This is a genomic window from Nonomuraea sp. NPDC051941 (assembly GCF_044593615.1).
Window position 1 is genome coordinate 78,337 of sequence record NZ_JBIUCF010000021.1, and the last position, 16,193, is coordinate 94,529.

Genomic DNA, 16,193 nt, shown 5'->3' on the forward strand with positions numbered 1-16,193 from the left:
CTGCACCCTTATCCCGCCTCCGCCACCCGCAACCCCTCCGGCCCTCCTACACCCACTCGCTCTCCCGCTCCCCACCCCTCCCACCGCTCCATCCGCACCCTCGCCCGCACGCCCACACCCGCCCCGACCACTCGCACCGCCTCTCCTGTACTCCCACTCCCGCCCGCAGCTCGCACTCCCGCCCTTGTCCGACAGCCGCACCCGCTCACACCGCCGCGCCTCTCCGGCCCTCCCGCACCTGCCCGCCTCGCGCCCCGCCGGGTCCCTGCGGTACTCGCACCCCACCGGCGCTCCCGCACTCGACCGCCTCTCGCGCTCCGGCGCTTCTCCACCACCCGCGACCTCCTGGCTTCCACGCCGCCACGCCTCGCCGGCCCCACGTCCCCTGCGTCGCCGCCCTTCGCCTCCCGCGCACCCGTGCCTCCTGTGCCCTGGCAGGCGCTGCGCCGGACGCGTCCGCTGCGGGGCTTGCGTCCCCTGCGGCTGGTGTGCCTTGTGCGCAATGTGCCGTTCTATGCGCCTGATATGCCCCCTGTGGCCACGTATCTACCCGCTGCGGTGCATACGTGATCTCCCCGCGACCTACGCCAGGCCAGGGGGCGCCCGCCGGCCCCTCGCGCGCGCGTGCGCGTAAGACAAGCGGCGAAGGATCAGCGGCCGTCGGTCGTGCGGACGATCAGGACGTCGCAGGCGGCGCGGTGGGAGACCGCGGACGGCACGGAGCCGAGCAGCCGCCCCGCCAGGCTGTTGAGCCCGCGATTACCCACAACCAGCAGGTCGGCGCGGTGCCGGGCGGCCAGCGAGACGAGCACGTCCACGGCGTCCCCCTGCTCGGCGGCCAGGACCACGTCGGAGGCGCCGGCCGCCACGGCGTGCCCGCGCGCCGCCCGCAGGGCGTCGTCGGCCGGGGTGGAGCCGCCCACCTTGTACGCGAGGTCGCCCAGCCGGTCGGCGGCCGCGGCGCGCTCGCTCTCCCGCATCGGCAGGTACGCGCAGGCCAGAACCAGGGTGGCGCCGGTCGCCGCGGCCAGGGACCCCGCCGCGGAGACGGCGCGGAAGGAGGAGGCCGAGCCGTCGGTGCCGACGAGTACGGTGCGGTAGGTCACGGAGACCCCCAATTGGACGCGGCGTTCAATTGACAGTCGGTACGATAGCGCCCGGCACCCACCCCAGGGCCGCCCGGGTCCCGCGGACCGGAACGCTCACGCCCCTGGAGGCCCCGATTTCGCGCCCGAAGCGAACAGGCGTACGGGCCGCTTGCGAGTAGGGCTCCAGGCGCACCCGATAAGCTCTACCCCATGAGCATCTCCCCGTCCTTCCGAGAAGTGTTGTCCCAGCGCGTCATCGTGGCCGACGGGGCGATGGGCACGATGCTCCAGGCCCAGGACCCGACGCTCGACGACTTCCACGGTCACGAGGGCTGCAACGAGGTGCTCAACGTCACCAGGCCCGACATCGTGCGCGGCGTCCACGACGCCTACTTCGCCGTCGGCGTCGACTGCGTCGAGACCAACACCTTCGGCGCCAACCTCGCCGCCCTCGGCGAATACGACATCTCCGACCGCGTCTTCGAATACTCCGAGGCGGGGGCCAGGATCGCCCGCGAGGCCGCCGACCACTGGTCCACGCCCGACCAGCCGCGCTTCGTGCTCGGCTCCATGGGCCCCGGCACCAAGCTCCCGACCCTCGGCCACCTGCCGTACGCCCTCCTGCGCGACGCCTACCGCGACAACGCGGCGGGCCTGATCGCGGGCGGCGCCGACGCGCTGATCATCGAGACCTGCCAGGACCTGCTCCAGGTCAAGGCCGCCGTCATCGGCGCCAAGCGGGCCGCCGAAGACTCCGGCCGCGACATCCCGATCATCGCCCAGGTCACCATCGAGACCAACGGCGCGATGCTGCTCGGCTCCGAGATCGGCGCCGCGCTGACCGCGATCGAGCCGCTCGGCGTCGACGTCGTGGGCCTCAACTGCGCGACCGGCCCCGCCGAGATGAGCGAGCACCTGCGCTACCTCGCCCGCCACTCGCGGCTCAAGCTCTCCTGCATGCCCAACGCCGGCCTGCCGGTGCTGACGGCCGACGGCGCGTACTACCCGCTGAGCGCGCAGGAGCTGGCCGACGCGCACGGCACCTTCACCCGCGACTACGGCCTGTCGCTGGTCGGCGGCTGCTGCGGCACCACGCCCGAGCACCTGCGCCAGGTCGTCGAGCGCGTCCGCGGCAAGCAGGTCGCGCCGCGCCGGCCGCACCCCGAGCCGGGCGCGTCCTCGCTCTACCAGACGGTCCCGTTCCGCCAGGACACCTCCTACCTCGCCATCGGCGAGCGCTGTAACACCAACGGCTCCAAGGCCTTCCGCGAGGCCATGCTGGCGGGCGCCTGGGACGACTGCGTCGAGACGGCCCGCGACCAGGCCCGCGACGGCGCCCACATGCTCGACCTGTGCGTCGACTACGTCGGCCGCGACGGCGTGGCCGACATGAAGGAGCTGGCGTTCCGGTTCGCCACCGCGTCCACGCTGCCGATCATGCTCGACTCGACCGAGCCCGCGGTGCTGCAGGCCGGTCTCGAGATGCTCGGCGGGCGCGCCGCGGTCAACTCCGTCAACTACGAGGACGGCGACGGCCCCGACTCCCGCTTCCAGAAGATCATGCGCCTCGTACGCGAGCACGGCTCGGCCGTCGTCGCGCTCACCATCGACGAGGAGGGCCAGGCCCGCACCGCCGAATGGAAGGTCCGCGTGGCCAGCCGCCTCGTCGAGGACCTGACCACCAACTGGGGCATGCGGGTCGAGGACATCATCGTCGACTGCCTGACCTTCCCCATCGCCACCGGCCAGGAGGAGACCAGGCGCGACGGCCTGGAGACCATCGAGGCCATCCGCGAGCTCAAGCGCCGCTACCCGGGCGTGCAGACCACGCTGGGCCTGTCCAACATCAGCTTCGGCCTCAACCCGGCCGCCCGCATGGTGCTCAACTCGGTCTTCCTCAACGAGTGCGTCAACGCCGGGCTCGACTCCGCCATCGTGCACGCCTCCAAGATCCTGCCGATGGCCCGCATCCCCGACGAGCAGCGCCAGGTCGCGCTCGACATGGTCTACGACCGCCGCCGCGAGGGCTACGACCCGCTGCAGCGGTTCATGGAGCTGTTCGAGGGCGTCGACGCGGCCGCGCTGCGCGCCGGCAAGGCCGAGGAGCTGGCCGCGCTGCCGCTGTGGGAGCGGCTCAAGCGCCGCATCATCGACGGCGAGCGCAAGGGCCTGGAGGCCGACCTCGACACCGCGCTGGAGCAGCGGCCCGCCCTCGAGATCATCAACGACGTGCTGCTCGACGGCATGAAGACGGTGGGCGAGCTGTTCGGCTCCGGGCAGATGCAGCTGCCGTTCGTGCTGCAGTCGGCCGAGGTCATGAAGGCCGCCGTCGCCTACCTCGAGCCCCACATGGACCGGCTCGAGGGTGAGTCGAAGGGCCGCATCGTGCTGGCCACCGTCAAGGGCGACGTGCACGACATCGGCAAGAACCTCGTCGACATCATCCTGTCCAACAACGGCTACCAGGTCGTCAACCTCGGCATCAAGCAGCCGGTCTCGGCCATCCTCGAGGCCGCCGACGAGCAGAAGGCCGACGTCATCGGCATGTCGGGGCTGCTGGTGAAGTCGACGGTCATCATGAAGGAAAACCTGGAGGAGATGAACTCCAGGGGCCTGTCCGAGACATACCCCGTCCTGCTCGGCGGCGCCGCCCTGACCCGCGCCTACGTCGAGCAGGACCTGGCCGAGCTGTTCGAGGGCGAGGTGCGCTACGCGCGCGACGCGTTCGAGGGGCTGCGGCTGATGGACTCGTTCATGGCCGTCAAGCGCGGCGTCGCGGGCGCGACGCTGCCGCCGCTGCGCGAGCGGCGCGTCAAGACCGGCGCGGTGCTGCAGCGCACGCCCGTCGAGGAGCTGCCCGCCCGCTCCGACGTGGCCGCCGACAACCCCGTCCCCGCGGTCCCCTTCTACGGCGACCGCGTGGTCAAGGGCATCTCCCTGACCGAGTACGCCGCCTTCCTCGACGAGCGCGCCCTGTTCCTCGGCCAGTGGGGACTCAAGCCCACCAGGGGTGGCTCGGGGCCCGACTACGACGAGCTGGTCGAGCTCGAGGGGCGGCCGCGGCTGCGCATGTGGCTCGACCGCATCCAGACCGAGGGGCTGCTGGAGGCGGCCGTCGTCTACGGCCACTTCCCGTGCGTCTCCGACGGCGACTCGCTGATCATCCTCGACGACGACGGCAAGGAGCGCACCCGCTTCACGTTCCCGCGCCAGCGCCGCGACCGCCACCTGTGCCTGTCCGACTTCTTCCGCGCCAAGGACTCCGGCGAGGTCGACGTGGTCGGCTTCCAGGTCGCCACCATGGGCGCCAAGATCGCCGAGGCCACGGCCGAGCTGTTCGCCAAGGACGCCTACCGCGACTACCTCGAGCTCCACGGCCTGTCGGTGCAGCTCACCGAGGCGCTGGCCGAATACTGGCACGCCAGGGTGCGCTCGGAGTGGTCGATCGGCGGCGAGGAGTCGCTCGACGACATGCTCAAGGTCAACATCCAGGGCTGCCGCTACTCCTTCGGCTACCCGGCCTGCCCCAACCTGGAGGACCAGAAGCAGCTGTTCGAGCTGCTCGACCCCGAGCGCATCGGGGTGTCGCTGTCGGAGGAGTTCCAGCTCCACCCGGAGCAGGCCACCTCGGCCCTGGTCGCCCACCACCCCGAGGCCAAATACTTCAACGTCTGACCCCCACCCGGTCTTTGACCGCCCGCCCGGTCCTTGACCGGCTGGCCGGTCCTTGGTCGGGTGTTCGGTCCTTCACCGGGCGGCGGGCGGATGGCGGGGCTCCCCGGCCCGGGGGCGGACGACCGCTCACTGGTCGGCGGGCGGGGGCGGCTTCCCAGCCCCGGGCGGACGGCCGCTCACCGGTCGCCGGACGTGGGGCTTCCCGCTCCGGCATTCCCCGGCGCTCACTGGCAGCGGGGGAGGGTGCACCCGGCACCGCGTCGGTACGCCGTTCAACCTACGGACGGATGAGCGGCGCCCGCTCTCCAGACGGCAGTGCCCCACGAGTCACTGGTGCCGGTGCCGGGGCGGCCTCTGCGCATGCCGGGCGGGGCAGGGACAATAGCGGGCAAAACACTACCGATCGGGGGCATGCATGGAAGCGGTCTTCTTCGACATGGACGGGCTGCTCGTCGACAGCGAGCGGGTCTGGCTGGAGATCGAGACCGACGTGATGGCCAGGCTCGGCGCCCAGTGGACGCCGGAGCACCAGGTCCACCTGGTGGGCGGATCCATGGAGCGAACGGTCGACTACATGCTGGCCGTCTCGGGGGCCGACGTGCCCGCCGAGATGGTGCGGGAGTGGATGACCGGCGGGATGGTGCGGCGGCTGACGGCGGGCGTGCACGTCATGCCGGGCGCTTTGGAGCTGCTGATGGCGCTGCGGGACGAGGGGGTGCCCGTGGGGCTGGTCACCTCGTCGCTGAAGGAGATCGCTGAGGCGGTCCTCAAGTGGGTGGGGCGTGACCGGTTCGACGTCGTGGTCACGGCGGACGACGTCACCCGTACCAAACCTGACCCTGAGCCGTACCTGACGGCTGCGCGGCTGCTCGGGGTGGAGCCGGTGCGGTGCGTGGTGCTGGAGGACTCTCCCAACGGCGTGGCGGCCGCGACGGCGGCGGGCTGCGCGGTGGTGGCCGTCCCGAGCCTGCTGGCCATCAACCCCGCTCCCGGCCGGCTGGTGGTGCCGTCTCTGGAGCAGGTCACCGTCGCCGACCTCCGCGCTCTCATCTCAACCTGACCCCCCATCCGCCCCACCCCATCCGTCCCCGCCTCCCTGCGTCGGCCGCATGCTGGCCGCGTAACCCCTTCCACGCGTGCTTGCTGGGTGGCTCCGCTGGTTCGCCCTGTGCCTCTACTCGGCACCGTGCTGGACGTCCTCGCCGATGGTGCCGCCGTCCGGGGCGGGGCGCTGACTGCCCGTGGACTCGGGGCGGCGGCCGCCGTTGCTCGGCATGAGCCAGCCGTCGGTGTCGCATTCGCTCGCCTCCCTGGAACGCGCGCCGCAGGGCGAACTCGTGCACCGCGCCGCTCCCGTACGGTCGACGCCGCTGGGCAACGTGCTGTTGCCGTGCGCCCGCGCCACGCTGGCCGCGCACCCGCGCCACGCACCCGTGCCACGCTCGCCACGCTCGCCACGCCAGGCTCGCCGCGCACTCGCGCCACGTTCGCCGCCGTCTGCCTTCAACGCCGCGGCGGCCCACACGAGTGCCGCCGCTGCCGGATCGATCGGGCTGGCCGTCCCGCCGGCACATCGCCGGCCGCAGCCGCCGCCACCCGCCCGCCGGCACGTCGCCGGCCGCAGCCGCCGCCACCCGCCCGCGGACACGATCGCGACCGCCGGCCCAGGGATGGGGAGCCGGACCCCTAGGGGGCAAGTGGTTCTTGCGGAGGAGCGGCGGGTGGCGTTTCGCGTGCCAGGATGGAGACGTAGTCGATATGAGGGGCGGCGTGATGTTCAATTCGATCGCCTGGCTGCCGCTGTGCGCCGGACTGAGCGCGGTGGGCCTGGTGTTCAGCTTCCTGGCCTTCAGGCGCAGGGGGGCGGCCTCGGGCATGCGGATGGCGGCGTGGGCGCTGCTGCCGGTGGCGGCCTATCTGACGGGCGCGCTGCAGGCGTTGTGGACCATCGGCGCCACCGTCGTGGGTTTCGTGACGCAGCTGGTGTTCAACCCCTTGGTGTGGGCGGGCGTCGCCGTCGCGGGGCTGTCGGCGGTGCTGTTCGTCGCGTCGGGCGTCATGCGCGGCCGGAAACTGGCGAGCTTCAGGAAGAAGACCCCCGGAGAGGCCCCGGAGGTTAAGCCCTCAGCGAACAAAACCGTGCCCAAACCTCAGCAGCCCGCCGTCGCCCCCAAGCAAACTGCCAAGGCAGAGGACGACTTCTCCGATATCGAGGCGCTGCTCAAAAAGCGTGGCATCAGCTGAATACAAGGACGAAATCGGCTGTGTCACAGTTCCGAGACGTAACCGGGACGGCTCGTAGACATTCTCCTCAAGATCGATACGAATGAGTTTCTGGTCAATCACAGTTGAGCCACATAGAGCTCAGAGGGACTAGTCACACCAGCTCAGGCCATAGATTCTGCCTCCTGGGGCCGCGACACGGCGGACCTCGCTCGCATGGGCGCACTACCCTGACCGGGACCGCGCCGACACGGACGATGTCGTCTGGAATCCAGGGGGCTACTGGCATGACCGCACCGCTCGATGTTCCGGAATCGGCCATCGAAGCAGGGCCGGAGACCGTTCTTGAGGGAGCGGAGACCTCGGTCATCAGGGGACGTTCCCTGGGGCAGATCGCGTGGATGCGCCTCAAGCGCGACCGCATCGCGATGACCGGAGGCATCGTCATCCTGCTGCTCATCCTGGTCGCCGTCTTCGCCCCGCTGCTGGTGTCGTGGTTCGGGCACCCGCCGGGTGAGTGGCACCGGGAGAAGCTCGACCCCTCCATCGGCGCGCCGCTGGGCGCCTTCGGCGGCATCAGCGGCGACTTCCTGTTCGGCGTGGAGCCCGACTCGGGCCGCGACCTGTTCAGCCGCGTCCTGTACGGGGCCCGCATCTCGCTGCTGATCGCGTTCTTCGCGACCCTGCTGTGCGTGGTGCTCGGCACCGTCCTCGGGATGATCGCCGGCTTCTTCGGCGGCTGGGTCGACACCGTCATCAGCCGCCTCATGGACATCTTCCTGGCCTTCCCGCTGCTGGTGTTCGCGCTGGCGCTGGCCGGCGTCATCCCCGACAAGGCGTTCGGCCTGTCGGGTGACACGCTGCGGATCAGCCTGCTGGTGTTCATCATCGGGTTCTTCAACTGGCCCTATATCGGACGCATCATCCGAGGTCAGACGCTGTCCCTCCGAGAACGGGAGTTCGTCGACGCCTCCAGGAGCCTGGGCGCGCGCAACCACACCATCCTGTTCAAGGAGATCCTGCCCAACCTCCTGGCGCCGATCCTCGTCTACTCGACGCTGTTGATCCCCTCGAACATCCTGTTCGAGGCCGCGCTGTCGTTCCTCGGCGTGGGTGTGCGGCCGCCGACTCCCACGTGGGGAGGCATGCTGTCGGACGCCGTCCACAACTACCAGGTGGCGCCCAACTTCATGATCTTCCCCGGTCTCGCGATCTTCATCACCGTGCTGGCGTTCAACCTGCTCGGTGACGGCCTCAGGGACGCCTTCGACCCCAAGGCCCGATAGCCCTCGTGAGTTTTCAGCAAGTTCTCAACTCCTAGATACAAGGGGTGTGTCAGGTCGATGAAGACAAGATCAAAGGCGTCGGCAGTGGCGTTGACCGCCGCTCTCGCCGTGGTCGTCTCGGCGTGTGGCGGCGGTGGCGGTGCCAAGAGCACCAGCGGCACCGGCAGTGACGAGAAGCCCGCGAGCCAGTACAACGCGGGTGTCACGCAGGTCGTCAACCCGTCGGAGAAGACCGGCGGCACCCTGCACATGGGCATGCCGGGCGACTTCGACTCCGTCGACCCCGGCGACCAGTACTACGGCTACGCGTGGAACTTCTCCCGCTTCTACACGCGCGCGCTGACCATGTTCAAGCCGGTGCCGGGCGAGGAGGGCCTGCAGCTCGTCGGCGACCTGGCCGAGGACCTGGGCAAGCCCAGCGACGGCGGCAAGACGTGGACGTACAAGCTGCGCAAGGGCATCAAGTTCGAGGACGGCAGCCCCGTCACCGCCAAGGACGTCAAGTACGCCGTGGCCCGCTCCCTGGACAAGGACATCCTGCCCAGCGGCCCGACCTACTTCAACGACTGGCTCGACCTGCAGGGCTACACCGGCCCGTACAAGATGAAGGACAAGCTCGACGACTTCAAGGCCGTCGAGACGCCTGATGACTACACCGTCGTCTTCCACCTGAAGAAGGCCTACGGCGGCTTCGACTACTTCGCCATGCTCCCGCAGACGGCCCCGGTGCCCGCGGCCAAGGACACCGGCTCGAAGTACAAGGAGCACCCGGTCTCGACCGGCCCCTACATGTTCAAGTCGCACGAGCTCACCAAGCGCATCGAGCTCGTGAAGAACCCCAACTGGGACCCGGCCACCGACCCCAACCGCAAGCAGCTCAACGACTCCGTCGAGGTGCTGCTCGGCCAGAACGAGGACGACCTCGACCAGCGCCTGCTGTCCGGCAAGATCGACGTCAAGATCAACAGCACCGGCGTGGCGGCCAACGCCCGTAAGACGGTCCTGACCGACCCGAAGGTCAAGCAGTACGCCGACTCGGCCGCGATCGACCGGACCTGGTTCACCAACATCAACGGTGACGTCAAGCCGTTCGACAACATCCACTGCCGCAAGGCCGTGATGTACGCTGCCGACCGCTCCGCGATCCAGGGCGCCTACGGCGGCCCCGACGCCGGCGGCGACGTCGCGCTCAGCCTCATGCCGTCGAAGATGACCGGCTACCAGAAGATCGACCCGTACGGTGTCGAGGCCAACCCGACCGGCGACCTCACCAAGGCGAAGGAGGAGCTGACGGCCTGTGGCCAGCCCAACGGCTTCAGCACCACCATCTCCTACCGCAACGAGCGCGCCGCCGAGAAGCTGACCGCCGAGTCGCTGCAGCAGTCGCTCGGCCGCATCGGCATCAAGCTGGAGATCAAGGGCTACCCGCAGGGCGACTACTTCAAGCTGTACGCCGGCAAGCCCGACTTCGCCAAGAAGAACAACCTCGGCCTCATGGTCTACGGCTGGGGCGCCGACTACCCCGAGGGCTTCGGCTTCTTCCAGCAGATCGTCGACAGCCGCGTGATCCGCGACGCCGGTAACACCAACCTCGGCGTCAAGGACCCGAAGATCGACGAGCTCATCGACCAGGCCGCCGGGGAGACCGACGCCGCCAAGCGCAACGCCATCTGGGCGCAGGTCGACAAGCAGGTCATGGACTCGGCGTTCATCCTGCCCTACGTCTGGGCGCACGGCCTGTTCTACCGGCCGCCGACGCTGAAGAACGCCTTCGTCAGCCAGAACTGGGGCATGTACGAGTACCTCACGCTGGGCACCCAGTAACCGGTCAGGCGATCCCGCCGGACACGTACGCCGAAAGCAGGTGAAGGCTCCGGCGGCCGGGCTCACGAGGCCCGGCCGCCATGGCCGAGATCAGTGTTCACATACATTCTCAGACGGTTGATAGCGGCCGTCATGCTGCTCTTCGTGGTGAGCATCACGACGTTCGCCATCTTCTTCCTCGTGCCTCGGCTCGCTGGGATGTCCGCTGACGACCTCGCCTCTCGTTATGTCGGCAAGGCCGCCAACGAGCAGGTCATCCACGATACGGCGATCCGGCTGGGGTTCTACGATCCGCTCCTGGTCCAGTACGGGCGGTTCGTGAAGGGCATCTTCGTCGGCGTGGAGCGCAACTACGGCCCCGGCGTCGAGCTGTGCCCGGCGCCCTGCCTCGGCTACTCGTACGTCACGCAGAACCCGGTCCTGCCGGACCTGCTCGACCGCATACCGATCACGCTGTCGCTGGCGCTCGGCGCGGCCCTGGTGTGGGTGTTCTTCGGCGTGGCCACCGGCGTGGTGTCCGCGCTGCGGCGCGGCAGCTTCTTCGACCGCATCTCCATGGGCGTCGCCCTGGCCGGCGTGTCGCTGCCGATCTTCTTCACCGGCATCGTGTCGCTGGCCATCTTCCGCGACCAGCTCGGCCTCGTCGGCGACGTCGCCGACTGGGTGCCGTTCAGCGAGGACCCGCTCACCTGGGCCAACAACCTGATGCTGCCCTGGATCACGCTCGCCTTCCTGTACGCCGCCGGTTATGCCCGGCTCACCAGGGCGGGCATGCTGGAGACCATGTCCGAGGACTACATACGCACGGCCAGAGCCAAGGGCCTGCCCGAGCGGGCCGTGGTGCTCAAACACGGGCTGAGAGCCACGCTCACCCCGGTGCTGACCATGTTCGGCCTGGACCTGGGCCTGCTGCTCGGCGGCGCGGTGCTGACCGAGAGCACGTTCTCGCTGCCCGGCATCGGCAAGTACGCCAGGGACGCCATCGAACGCAACGACCTGCCCCAGGTGATGGGCGTCACCCTGGTGGCGGCGGCCTTCATCATCGTCGCCAACCTGATCGTCGACCTGCTCTACGCGGTCGTGGACCCGAGGGTGAGGCTGGCATGAGTGCGTTCCTCCAGGTCAAGGACCTCAAGATCCACTTCCCGACCGACGACGGCCTGGTCAGGTCTGTCGACGGGCTGACGTTCGACCTCGAACGCGGCAAGACACTCGGCATCGTCGGCGAGTCCGGCTCCGGCAAGTCGGTCACCAGCCTCGGCATCCTCGGCCTGCACAAGGGCAAGGGCGCCAACGTCTCCGGGGAGATCTGGCTCGACGGCGAGGAGCTCGTCGGCGCCTCCCAGGAGCACGTGCGCGGGCTGCGCGGCAAGAAGATGGCGATGATCTTCCAGGATCCGCTGTCGTCGATGCACCCCTTCTACACGGTCGGCGACCAGATCATCGAGGCGTACCGCATTCACCACAAGGTCACCAAGGCCGTGGCGAAGAAGCACGCCATCGACATGCTCGGCCGGGTCGGCATCCCCGAGCCGCGGCGCCGCGTCGACTCCTACCCGCACGAGTTCTCCGGCGGCATGCGCCAGCGCGCCATGATCGCCATGGCGCTGTCGTGCGACCCCGAGCTGCTCATCGCCGACGAGCCCACCACCGCGCTCGACGTGACCGTGCAGGCCCAGATCCTCGACCTCATGGTCGACCTGCAGCGCGAGTTCAACTCCGCGCTGATCATCATCACCCACGACCTGGGCGTGGTGGCCGAGCTGTCCGACGACATCCTGGTCATGTACGCGGGCAAGTGCATCGAGTACGGCAGCGCCGACGACATCTTCTACCGTCCCGAGCACCCCTACACATGGGGTCTACTGGGATCGATGCCCCGGCTCGACCGGGAGCCCACCGAACGGCTGCTGCCGATCAAGGGCTCCCCGCCGTCGCTGATCAACGTGCCGCCGGGCTGCGCCTTCAACCCCCGCTGCCCGTACGTCGAGCGGACCGGAGACAAGGCCAAGTCCGAGGTCCCGGAGCTGCTCCAGACCCAGGGCGGCCACCTGGTGCGCTGCCACATGGACCGGACGGAGCGGCGGGAGCTGTGGGAGAACGAGATCAAGCCACTGCTGGAGACCCAGTGACCGAGCCCAAGAACGAGCCGCTCCTTTCCGTACAGGGCCTGGAGAAGCACTTCCCCGTGACGAAGGGCCTGCTCAAGCGGCAGGTCGGCGCCGTCAAGGCGGTCGACGGGATCAGCTTCGACGTGTTCAAGGGCGAGACGCTCGGCCTGGTGGGGGAGTCCGGCTGCGGCAAGTCCACCACCGGCCGGCTGGTCACCCGGCTCCTCGAACCCACCGCCGGCAAGGTGATCTTCGAGGGTGAGGACATCACGCACATGGGGCAGGGCAAGCTGAGGCCGCTCCGCCGCGACATGCAGATGATCTTCCAGGACCCGTACTCGTCGCTCAACCCCCGCCACACGGTCGGCACCATCGTCGGCGCGCCGTTCCGCATCCAGGGCGTCAAGACCGAGCACGGCGTCAAGCGGGCCGTCCAGGACATCCTCGCCCTGGTCGGGCTCAACCCCGAGCACTACAACCGCTACCCGCACGAGTTCTCCGGCGGCCAGCGGCAGCGCATCGGCATCGCCCGCACCCTCGCGCTCAAGCCCAAGCTGATCATCGCCGACGAGCCGGTCTCCGCGCTCGACGTCTCCATCCAGGCCCAGGTCGTCAACCTGCTCGAAGACCTGCAGAACGAGCTGGACCTCACCTACGTCGTGATCGCCCACGACCTGTCGGTGGTGCGGCACATCAGCGACCGGGTGGCCGTCATGTACCTGGGCAAGATCGTGGAGATCGGCGACCGCAAGCAGCTCTACAGCGCGCCGATGCACCCGTACACCAACGCCCTGATGTCGGCCGTGCCCGTGCCCGACCCCAAGGCGCGCAAGGAGCGCGAGCGCATCCGGCTGGCCGGCGACGTGCCCAGCCCGCTCAACCCGCCGCCCGCCTGCCGCTTCCACACCCGCTGCTGGAAGGCGCAGGAGATCTGCAAGACGGTCGAGCCGCCCCTGGAGGAGCTGGCCAGCGGCCACCGCGTCGCCTGCCATTTCCCGGAGAACGCCCCGGCCTCCGCCGAGGCCGCCCCCGCCGCCGCGTCCTGACCGTGTCCTGACGGTGTCCTGAGATCGGGGACGCGCCCCGGTCTCAGGAGTACGTGCCCGGCGTGATCAACCCGGTCTCGTAGGCCAGCACCACGGCCTGCACGCGGTCGCGCAGCCCCAGCTTGGTCAGCACGTTGCCGACGTGGGTCTTGACCGTCGTCTCGCTCACGACGAGCTTGGCCGCGATCTCCGCGTTGGACATGCCCTTGGCGATCAGCCGCAGCACCTCCAGCTCCCGCTCCGTCAGCCGGTCCAGGCGCGCCGGAGCGGGCTGCTCGTACGCCGACGGCAGCCGCTTGGCGAACCTGTCGAGCAGCCGCCGCGTCACGCTCGGCGCCACGATCGCGTCGCCCGCCGCCACCACCCGGATCGCCTGAACCAGCTCGTCGGGCGGCACGTCCTTCAGCAGGAACCCGGACGCGCCCGAGCGCAGCGCCTCCACGATGTACTCGTCCAGGTCGAACGTCGTCAGCACCAGCACCTTCGGCACGTGCGCCGTCGGCGCCGCCTCCCGCACGATCCTGCGGGTCGCCTCGATGCCGTCGACGCCCGGCATGCGGATGTCCATCAGCACCACGTCGGGCAGTAGCGCCCGCGTCTGCTCCATGGCGTCCTTGCCGTCGCCCGCCTGCCCCACCACCGTGATGTCGGACTCGGCCTCCAGAATCAGGCGGAATCCCGTACGCAGCAGCGGCTGGTCGTCCACCAGCAGCACTCTGATCGTCATTGGCCGTCCTTCAACGGGAACCTCGCCCGCACTTCGAAACCGCCCCCCGGTAGCGGACCGATGTTGAGGATTCCACCATAGAGTGCGACCCGTTCGCGAATGCCCACCAAACCGTGCCCTGGCGGCGCGGACACCCCGGCCGCGCCCAGCCCGTCGTCCTCCACCCGTACGTCCAGCTCACGGGGGTCGTGGCGGACGGTCACCACGGCCTTCGCGCCCGCCCCGGCGTGCCGCAGGCTGTTCGTCAGCCCTTCCTGGGCCAGCCGGTAGGCAGCCAGGTCGACCCCGGCGGGCAGCGGCCGCGGCTCTCCCTCCACGATCAGCCGGGTCGCCAGCCCCGCCTCGCGCATCTGCTCCACCAGCGCGGGCAGATCGTGCACGCCGGGCTGCGGGCCCAGCTCGGCGCGGGCGTCGGTACGCAGGACGCCGACGATGCTGCGCATCTCCGTCATCGCCATCCGGCCGGTGTGCTCGATCGCCGACAGCGCCTCGCGCGCCAGGTCGGGATCGGAGGCCAGCACCCGGCGCGCCGCGGCCGCCTGTACGGTCATCACGCTGACGTGGTGGGCCACCACGTCGTGCAGCTCGCGGGCGATCCGCGAGCGCTCCTCGGCGCGGGCCGCCCTCGTGTCGGCCGCGCGCGCCCGCTCCAGCCGCTCCGCCCGGTCCTTGAGCTCGTCCAGGTACGCCCGGCGCAGCCGCAGGCTCCGCCCCGCGCCCCACACCGCCACCAGCACCACGGCCACCACGACGTGCTCGCTCCAGCTCGTCGCCCTGACGGGGCCCGCCAGGGCGCCCAGCACGTACGTCACCAGCGAGATCAGCAGCCCCGCCAGCGCCATCGCCAGCCCGCGGTAGGAGGCCACCGAGTACAGCAGCACCAGCCCGGCCGGCCCCGAGATCCCGGTCCCGTAGCCGAGCACGGTCAGCAGCGTCTCGGGCACCAGCTCGGCGCACATCGCCGCCAGCGGCCACCGCCTGCGCGCCGCCACGGGCACGCACGCCAGCACCACCAGGACCCCGCCCAGCGGGTCGGGGGCGCGCATGCCGTCCACCGTCAGGCCCTGCGTCTCCAGGCGGTCGGGACCGTAGAGCACGAACATCGCCACCGACGCCGCGGCCACAACCCCGGCGAGCACCGAGTCGTGGAACGTGGTCCGGTCTATGCGCACCGCTTCACTGTAGGCCCAGGTGAAAACCCGTAACCTCCTCCCTCGGGAGGATTACCACCCACACGCCCCGAACCCGCGCCGCCCCGGCGCGGCGGGTGCGCGGGGTGGGTCAGAGTTCGTCGGTGGCGGCGCGGCGGTGGCTGCGGGTGGTGTCGCCCGGTTGGCGGGCCGGGATCGGTGGGGGCGTGCCGCCGAACTCCGGGCACAGGGCCTGGTGGTCGCACCAGTCGCACAGGCGGCTGCGGCGGGCCCGCCACTCGCCGGACTCCAGCGACCGCTCGATCGCCGTCCACAGCGCCATCACCTTGCGCTCGGTGGCCAGCAGGTCGGCCTCGTCCGGGGCGTAGCGCAGCACCTCGCCCTGCCCGCCCAGATAGACCAGCTGCAGCAGTCGAGGCACCTGGCCGCGCAGCCGCCACAGCACCAGGGCGTAGAACTTCATCTGGAACAGCGCCTTGGCCTCGAAGTCGGGGCCCGGCGCGCTGCCCGTCTTGTAGTCGACCACCCGGACCTCGCCGGTCGGCGCCACGTCGAGCCGGTCGACGTAGCCGCGCAGCATGAGCCCCCCGTCGAGGACCGCCTCCACGTAGAGCTCGCGCTCGGCGGGCTCCAGCCGCGTCGGGTCCTCCAGCGTGAAGTAGCGCTCCAGCATGCCGCGCGCCTGGACCAGCCACTCGGCCTGCTCGGCCTCGTCGGCGAACATCTGCGCGTATTGTGCGTCCTCGTCCAGCAGCCGCTGCCACTGCGGCTCCAGGAGCTCCAGCGCCGCCTGGACCGAGCGCCGCGGCGCCGGGAGGTCGTAGAGGCGCTCCAGGACCGCGTGCACCACCGTGCCGCGCACCGCCGCCTGCGAAGGCTTCTCGGGGAGCTGGTCGATCACCCGGAAGCGGTAGAGCAGCGGACAGGTCATGAAATCGCCCGCCCGGGACGGGGAGAGAGCTCCGATGATCTCCGGTTCGGTCAACGTCATGCACCGCACTCTAGGTCAAGACCCCGACAGAATAGCCCTCGCGCCACGATGATCACCCGATCCGGCGCGTA

General features: G+C 70.0%; 13 protein-coding genes. 8 read left to right on the top strand and 5 right to left on the bottom strand.

Annotated features, from left to right (window positions below; all coding sequences use genetic code 11):
- Positions 1–650 precede the first annotated feature (650 nt).
- Positions 651–1,106, bottom strand: coding sequence for a universal stress protein (locus ACIHFD_RS32110; protein ID WP_355200827.1), 456 nt, complete (start codon positions 1,104–1,106; stop codon positions 651–653).
- 192 nt (positions 1,107–1,298) lie between these two features.
- On the opposite strand from ACIHFD_RS32110, the gene metH reads away from it, so the two are divergent.
- Complete coding sequence (gene metH / locus ACIHFD_RS32115; RefSeq protein ID WP_397370060.1) at positions 1,299–4,763, top strand: methionine synthase; 3,465 nt, start codon at positions 1,299–1,301, stop codon at positions 4,761–4,763.
- Between the two features lie 415 nt (positions 4,764–5,178).
- Entirely contained in the window at positions 5,179–5,823 is a 645-nt protein-coding gene (locus tag ACIHFD_RS32120) for an HAD family hydrolase (protein WP_397370062.1), read from the top strand.
- A 114-nt stretch (positions 5,824–5,937) separates the two neighbouring features.
- Here the strand turns inward: ACIHFD_RS32120 and ACIHFD_RS32125 are convergent, their stop codons facing one another.
- Positions 5,938–6,168 carry a hypothetical protein gene (locus ACIHFD_RS32125; RefSeq protein WP_397370063.1) on the bottom strand — a complete coding sequence of 77 codons (231 nt, stop codon included), beginning with the start codon at positions 6,166–6,168 and terminating at the stop codon, positions 5,938–5,940.
- A 368-nt stretch (positions 6,169–6,536) separates the two neighbouring features.
- Between ACIHFD_RS32125 and ACIHFD_RS32130 the strand changes: the two genes are divergently transcribed.
- From ACIHFD_RS32130 to ACIHFD_RS32155, 6 genes are all read left to right on the top strand, one after another.
- Positions 6,537–7,007, top strand: a complete 471-nt coding sequence (locus tag ACIHFD_RS32130) for a cellulose synthase (RefSeq protein WP_350735346.1) — start codon at positions 6,537–6,539, stop codon at positions 7,005–7,007.
- Positions 7,008–7,273: 266 nt separating this feature from the next.
- On the top strand, positions 7,274–8,272 hold the full coding sequence (locus ACIHFD_RS32135) for an ABC transporter permease (protein ID WP_397370064.1): 999 nt from the start codon (positions 7,274–7,276) through the stop codon (positions 8,270–8,272).
- Positions 8,273–8,329: 57 nt separating this feature from the next.
- A complete protein-coding gene (locus ACIHFD_RS32140) occupies positions 8,330–10,096 on the top strand; it encodes an ABC transporter substrate-binding protein (RefSeq protein WP_397370065.1) in 1,767 nt (588 codons plus the stop codon).
- A 93-nt stretch (positions 10,097–10,189) separates the two neighbouring features.
- Positions 10,190–11,203 (top strand): ABC transporter permease, encoded by a 1,014-nt coding sequence (locus ACIHFD_RS32145; protein WP_357742707.1) that lies wholly within the window; start codon positions 10,190–10,192, stop codon positions 11,201–11,203.
- Complete coding sequence (locus ACIHFD_RS32150; RefSeq protein WP_397370066.1) at positions 11,200–12,228, top strand: ABC transporter ATP-binding protein; 1,029 nt, start codon at positions 11,200–11,202, stop codon at positions 12,226–12,228. The genes ACIHFD_RS32145 and ACIHFD_RS32150 overlap by 4 nt, the downstream gene beginning before the upstream one ends.
- Positions 12,225–13,253, top strand: coding sequence for a dipeptide ABC transporter ATP-binding protein (locus ACIHFD_RS32155; protein WP_350735355.1), 1,029 nt, complete (start codon positions 12,225–12,227; stop codon positions 13,251–13,253). The genes ACIHFD_RS32150 and ACIHFD_RS32155 overlap by 4 nt, the downstream gene beginning before the upstream one ends.
- Before the next feature lie 43 nt (positions 13,254–13,296).
- On the opposite strand, the gene ACIHFD_RS32160 is transcribed toward ACIHFD_RS32155, so the two are convergent.
- The 3 genes from ACIHFD_RS32160 to ACIHFD_RS32170 all read right to left on the bottom strand — a co-directional run bounded on the left by ACIHFD_RS32160 (position 13,297) and on the right by ACIHFD_RS32170 (position 16,122).
- Complete coding sequence (locus ACIHFD_RS32160; RefSeq protein ID WP_185076857.1) at positions 13,297–13,980, bottom strand: response regulator transcription factor; 684 nt, start codon at positions 13,978–13,980, stop codon at positions 13,297–13,299.
- On the bottom strand, positions 13,977–15,152 hold the full coding sequence (locus ACIHFD_RS32165) for a sensor histidine kinase (protein WP_397370067.1): 1,176 nt from the start codon (positions 15,150–15,152) through the stop codon (positions 13,977–13,979). Before ACIHFD_RS32165 ends, ACIHFD_RS32160 begins: the two co-directional genes overlap by 4 nt.
- A gap of 109 nt (positions 15,153–15,261) precedes the next feature.
- Entirely contained in the window at positions 15,262–16,122 is an 861-nt protein-coding gene (locus ACIHFD_RS32170) for a RecB family exonuclease (RefSeq protein WP_357742721.1), read from the bottom strand.
- Positions 16,123–16,193: the final 71 nt, after the last annotated feature.

Coding starts and splice junctions, on each gene's coding strand:
- ACIHFD_RS32170 (WP_357742721.1), bottom strand. CDS start 16,122: ATGACGTTGACCGAACCGGAGATCATCGGAGCTCTCTCCCCGTCCCGG.
- ACIHFD_RS32135 (WP_397370064.1), top strand. CDS start 7,274: ATGACCGCACCGCTCGATGTTCCGGAATCGGCCATCGAAGCAGGGCCG.
- ACIHFD_RS32130 (WP_350735346.1), top strand. CDS start 6,537: ATGTTCAATTCGATCGCCTGGCTGCCGCTGTGCGCCGGACTGAGCGCG.
- metH (WP_397370060.1), top strand. CDS start 1,299: ATGAGCATCTCCCCGTCCTTCCGAGAAGTGTTGTCCCAGCGCGTCATC.
- ACIHFD_RS32120 (WP_397370062.1), top strand. CDS start 5,179: ATGGAAGCGGTCTTCTTCGACATGGACGGGCTGCTCGTCGACAGCGAG.
- ACIHFD_RS32160 (WP_185076857.1), bottom strand. CDS start 13,980: ATGACGATCAGAGTGCTGCTGGTGGACGACCAGCCGCTGCTGCGTACG.
- ACIHFD_RS32150 (WP_397370066.1), top strand. CDS start 11,200: ATGAGTGCGTTCCTCCAGGTCAAGGACCTCAAGATCCACTTCCCGACC.
- ACIHFD_RS32140 (WP_397370065.1), top strand. CDS start 8,330: ATGAAGACAAGATCAAAGGCGTCGGCAGTGGCGTTGACCGCCGCTCTC.